Source organism: Pseudomonas sp. PS01299 (assembly GCF_029960145.1).
GTDB lineage: Bacteria > Pseudomonadota > Gammaproteobacteria > Pseudomonadales > Pseudomonadaceae > Aquipseudomonas > Aquipseudomonas putida_A.
This window is the reverse complement of the sequence record NZ_JASCPO010000345.1, coordinates 1-4,431: the sequence shown is the minus strand read 5'-3', so window position 1 is coordinate 4,431 and position 4,431 is coordinate 1. Positions and strand designations below refer to the sequence as shown.

Sequence of the window (4,431 nt, the reverse complement as noted above, 5' to 3'; positions counted from 1 at the left end):
ATGCTTGATTATGTGGTGAGGCTGCTGGCCTCTTCGCGAGCAAGCCCGCTCCCACAGTTGACTGCATTCCAACTGGATGAATGCAATCAACTGTGGGAGCGGGCTTGCTCGCGAAGGCGTCCGTACAGGCGCTAGATATCTGAAGGTTTTGCCGCAGGCTGCCACAAAATCTCCGCAATCCCCTGCCGCCGCGCAATCAACCTTGCGGCCACGAACAACAGATCCGACAACCGATTGATATACGCCAAACCAACCCCGGCCAATGGCTCAATTGCATTCAAATGCTGACAACGGCGCTCGGCACTGCGCGCCAGACTGCGGCACACATGGGCCTGGGCGATCAGCATCGACCCACCGGGCAGAATGAAATTCTCCAGCGGCCCCAATTCCTCGTTCCACACATCGATCGCCGCTTCCAGGCGCTGGATTTCTGCCGTGTTCAGCGCCTGATATTCCGGCATCGCCAGCTCTCCGCCGAGGTCAAACAACCGATGCTGACAGGGGGCGAGCACGTCGATCAGTTCATTCAATCCCGGGAACGCCTCACGCTCGGCGATCAGCCCGGCCAGCAGCACGCCGACCTGACTGTTCAGCGTATCGACTTCGCCAATCGCTTCGATCCGCGGGTGATCCTTGGGGACGCGGCGGCCATCGCCCAGGCCGGTTTCGCCGGTGTCGCCGGTGCGGGTGTAGATCTTCGACAAGCGAAAGCCCATGGGTTACCTCGGTAGTTGATTGGTTTCGGCGGCGATGGCCGCCGGTTGGGTCAGTGGCAGGCGCAAGGTGAAGCAGGTGCCCTGGCCCGGCGCGGATTGCACTTCCATCTGGCCTTTGTGGTTGTTGGTGATGATGAAGTACGACACCGACAGCCCCAGCCCTGTGCCCTGGCCGATTTCCTTGGTGGTGAAGAACGGCTCGAAGGTGCGTTTGCGCACGTTTTCGCTCATGCCGATGCCGTTGTCCTCGACCTGAATCTCGGCCCATGGCGGATTGAGTTTGGTGCGCAGGATGATCCGCCCCGGCTCGCTGTCGTCTTCGCGCTGATGAATGGCTTGTGCAGCGTTTTTCAGCAGGTTGAGCAACACTTGTTCCAGTTCGTTGGCAGTGCCCGGCACCGGGCCGAGCGCCGGGTCGAACTGGCGGATGATCGCCTGGCCCTTGAAGTCGAAACCGATCGCCAGATCGAAGTCGTTGCCGGCAATTTCCACCGCTTGATCGATCAGTGCGGGCAGATCGCACGGGGCCATTTGCCGGGTGCTGCGGCGGCTGAAACTGAGCATGTGCGTGACGATTTTTGCCGCGCGGGCGCCGGCCTGCTGGATGCCGTCGAGCAATTTCGGTACTTCGCGGCTTTGCAGGTAACGGTTGACCGTGTCCAGTTCGATGCCGAGTTGTTCAGCGGTTTCGAGGTTCTTCGGCAGATCCGCCGACAGCCGCCGGCGAATGTTCTGCACGTTGTGCAGGATCGCGCCGAGCGGGTTGTTGATCTCATGGGCCATGCCGGCGGCGAGGCCACCGACCGAAAGCATTTTTTCCGACTGCACCATCATTTCTTCTAGCGACAGGCGCTGGGTGATGTCGTCGATACGGATCACCACACCGCGCCCGGCGCCGCCCATCAGCGGATAAAAGGTCAGGGCGTAGTGCTTGGGTTCGTCATCCTTGAACCAGGTCACCCGTTCGATCTTCGCCACGGTGTGCTCTTCCACGGTCTGCTTGAGTTGCGGCAGAAACGGCTTGAGCGGTTCGAAGGCGAGGAAGATCGGCTGGTTCAGCGCTTCATCCAGGCGCGTGCCGGAGAGGGCGCTGGCTTCCTGGTTCCACTGGGTCACGTAGAGCTGCTCGTCGAGGGCGATCAGCGCCGAGGGCATGGAGTCGATGATGCTGTTGAGGTAGTTCTGGAAGCCGGTGAGCTTCTTCTCGATCTTGCTCCGAACCTGGACTTCCAGCTCCAGTTTGCGGTTGGTGTGGCGGGTTTCTTCGGCCAGGCCCTGCGCCTGATCGTAGGCGGCCTGCGAGTCATCGCGGGCGCGCTTGAGCTGCTGTTCGCGAGCCTCGATGCGCGAGAGCATGGTGTTGAACGCCTCGGCGAGGCTGCCGATTTCATCGTGGTTACCGCGTGAGGCGCGCAGGGCATAGTTCTCTTCGCGAGTGACCTGACGCGACAGTTCTTCCAGCTCATGGATCGGCCGAGTGATCAGGCGTTTGATCTGCCGCGCAATCACCAGCCACAGCAGCACACTGAAAATCAGGATGCCGAGACTGGCAGTCAGGGTGCCGGTGTAGAACGCCATCGGCAGTTCACTGCTGGCGACCAGCAGCAAGTGCCCGGGCGCGGTGCCGGGGCGGGGCAGGGTGATCAACTGGTTGCTGCGAAACTCGGTGAGTTGCCAGGCTTCGATGTGCCGATAGCGTTCCGGCAGATTGAGCTTGTCGCCACGCTGCACCTGGGCGATGCGGTCACCCTTGCCGTCATACAACGCCGCCGCGCGCAGCGGCGAATAGCTGTCGAGTTCCTTGAGCAGGCGTTCGGCGCTTTGTGGCGACTCGAGGGCTTGTGCGACCAGGCTCGGGTTGGAGATCAGCCGGCCGATGGTCTGCAAAGCTTGCGGCGCCATGCTTTCCTGGGAGATGTAATAGGCGGCGCTGATAAAGGTCAGGTTGGCGACCAGCAGGACGGTGGTCAACAACACCAGCAGGGCGGCCAGCAGTTTCTGGCCGACCGGCAGGTTTTCAAGGCGCTGGCGCAATGGCATCAGGTTTATCGCAGCAAAGGAACAAGTGGGCAGCGTAGCCGCTGCTCAGTCGCTGGGCAATCCAAGGCTGTGCAGATGAGCGATCAGACGCTGCTGCAATTGATTGAGGTGTGGCAGGTTCAACTGGTGACGGGTGGCGACTTTGCAGGCGTGGCCCAGCAGGTAACTGATTTCGGTGCGGCGCTGGTTCGCCACGTCCTGATACATCGACGAGTAGTTGGCTGCGGTGGCGTGGATCACCCGCTCGACTTCCTGTTGCAGATTGACCGCGGCTGCCGGTTGACCGCAACGCTCCAGCAATTCGGCAAGCTCCGCACACAACGTGGCGACTTCGCATTGATGCTGCTCCAGCCCGCCGTTACGGCAATCATGGAGCACAGTCAGTGGATTGATCGCGCAATTGAGCGCCAGTTTGCGCCACAGCCGGGTGAGGATGTCAGTGCTCCATTCGTGGGGTATTTTTGCTGCGTCCAGATCGTCCAGCCAGATTGGCGCTACCGGATGGCTGGCATCACCCAGCCAGGTGAAACCGTGGCCGGCAAACACCACGCGCCAGTCGCCGTCGCGGAACGCGCCTTCGGTGCTGGAGGCGCTGATGCAGCGTGCCTGCGGAACCACCGCTGCGACCGCGTCCTGACTGCCGAGGCCGTTTTGCAGCAGGATCAGCTCGGCATCTGCGCTCAGGCGCGGGGCGAGGCGGGCGACGGCGCTTTCGGCGTCATAGGCTTTGCAGGCGACCAGCAGGCGGCGGATCGGCTCCGGGTCGTCCGCCGTTTGCGCGGGGACGGCATAGGTCGTGGCTGCGCCGTGTTCGACCAGCGTCAGACCACCGGCCGCCTGATAGCTGCGCAAGCGCTCGGCATCCCGCACGATCAGCCGCACCGGCAGCCCGGCCCGGGCCAGACGCGTGGCCCACAGGGTGCCGAGGCTGCCGGCGCCGAGAACGTGCCAGGGGGTGGACATCAGTTTTTCACTCGGTAAGGTACTGGCATGCAAGGCTCGCCGTATCGGTGGGAAAAGACCCGTTATAATGAGCCGGATTTTAACCGCAAGCCAAGCGCGCTCCCTCCTGATCGAGCGCGCCTTTTTATTGGAGAGACTACATGCCGTCGTTCGACGTGGTATCCGAACTGGACAAGCACGAGCTGACCAACGCGGTCGAGAACGCCGTGAAGGAACTTGATCGTCGCTATGACCTGAAAGGCAAAGGCAGCTTCGAGTTCAAGGAAAAGGACCTGACCGTCAACCTGACCGCTGAAGCCGGGTTCCAGCTGGAAGCGATGATCGAGATCCTGAAGCTGGCCCTGACCAAACGCAAGATCGATGTGCAGTGCCTTGAAGTCAAAGACGCTTACGCCTCGGGCAAGCTGATGAAGCAGGACGCCATTCTCAAAGAAGGCATCGACAAGGAGCTGGCGAAGAAGATCGTCGCGCACATCAAGGACGCCAAGCTCAAGGTACAGGCCGCCATTCAGGGCGAGCAGGTACGTGTGACCGGCAAGAAGCGCGATGACCTGCAGGAAGCCATCGCGGCCCTGCGCGCCAAGGAATTCGGCATGCCACTGCAGTTCAACAACTTCCGCGACTAAGTCCGGTCAGATGGCTGTGGGAGCGGGCTTGCTCGCGAAAGCGCTGTGTCAGGCAACTCATTGTTGAATGACATACCGCTTTCGCG

General features: G+C 61.4%; 4 protein-coding genes. 1 reads left to right on the top strand and 3 read right to left on the bottom strand.

The features are described from left to right. Positions 1-131: 131 nt before the first annotated feature. Genes QMX91_RS29285 through QMX91_RS29275 form a run of 3 tightly spaced genes read right to left on the bottom strand, consistent with a single transcriptional unit; the run spans position 132 to position 3,719 of the window. Complete coding sequence (locus QMX91_RS29285) at positions 132-716, bottom strand: cob(I)yrinic acid a,c-diamide adenosyltransferase (RefSeq protein WP_282413791.1); 585 nt, start codon at positions 714-716, stop codon at positions 132-134. Between the two features lie 3 nt (positions 717-719). Next, positions 720-2,756, bottom strand: coding sequence for an ATP-binding protein (locus tag QMX91_RS29280; protein ID WP_282413790.1), 2,037 nt, complete (start codon positions 2,754-2,756; stop codon positions 720-722). A gap of 45 nt (positions 2,757-2,801) precedes the next feature. Continuing rightward, positions 2,802-3,719, bottom strand: coding sequence for a putative 2-dehydropantoate 2-reductase (locus tag QMX91_RS29275; protein ID WP_098965277.1), 918 nt, complete (start codon positions 3,717-3,719; stop codon positions 2,802-2,804). A 140-nt stretch (positions 3,720-3,859) separates the two neighbouring features. On the opposite strand from QMX91_RS29275, the gene QMX91_RS29270 reads away from it, so the two are divergent. After that, a complete protein-coding gene (locus QMX91_RS29270) occupies positions 3,860-4,345 on the top strand; it encodes a YajQ family cyclic di-GMP-binding protein (protein ID WP_003227548.1) in 486 nt (161 codons plus the stop codon). Positions 4,346-4,431: the final 86 nt, after the last annotated feature.

What these genes read in the sequence shown, in the direction of transcription:
- QMX91_RS29285 (WP_282413791.1), bottom strand. Translation starts at nt 716, where the DNA reads ATGGGCTTTCGCTTGTCGAAGATCTACACCCGCACCGGCGACACCGGC.
- QMX91_RS29280 (WP_282413790.1), bottom strand. Translation starts at nt 2,756, where the DNA reads ATGCCATTGCGCCAGCGCCTTGAAAACCTGCCGGTCGGCCAGAAACTG.
- QMX91_RS29275 (WP_098965277.1), bottom strand. Translation starts at nt 3,719, where the DNA reads ATGTCCACCCCCTGGCACGTTCTCGGCGCCGGCAGCCTCGGCACCCTG.
- QMX91_RS29270 (WP_003227548.1), top strand. Translation starts at nt 3,860, where the DNA reads ATGCCGTCGTTCGACGTGGTATCCGAACTGGACAAGCACGAGCTGACC.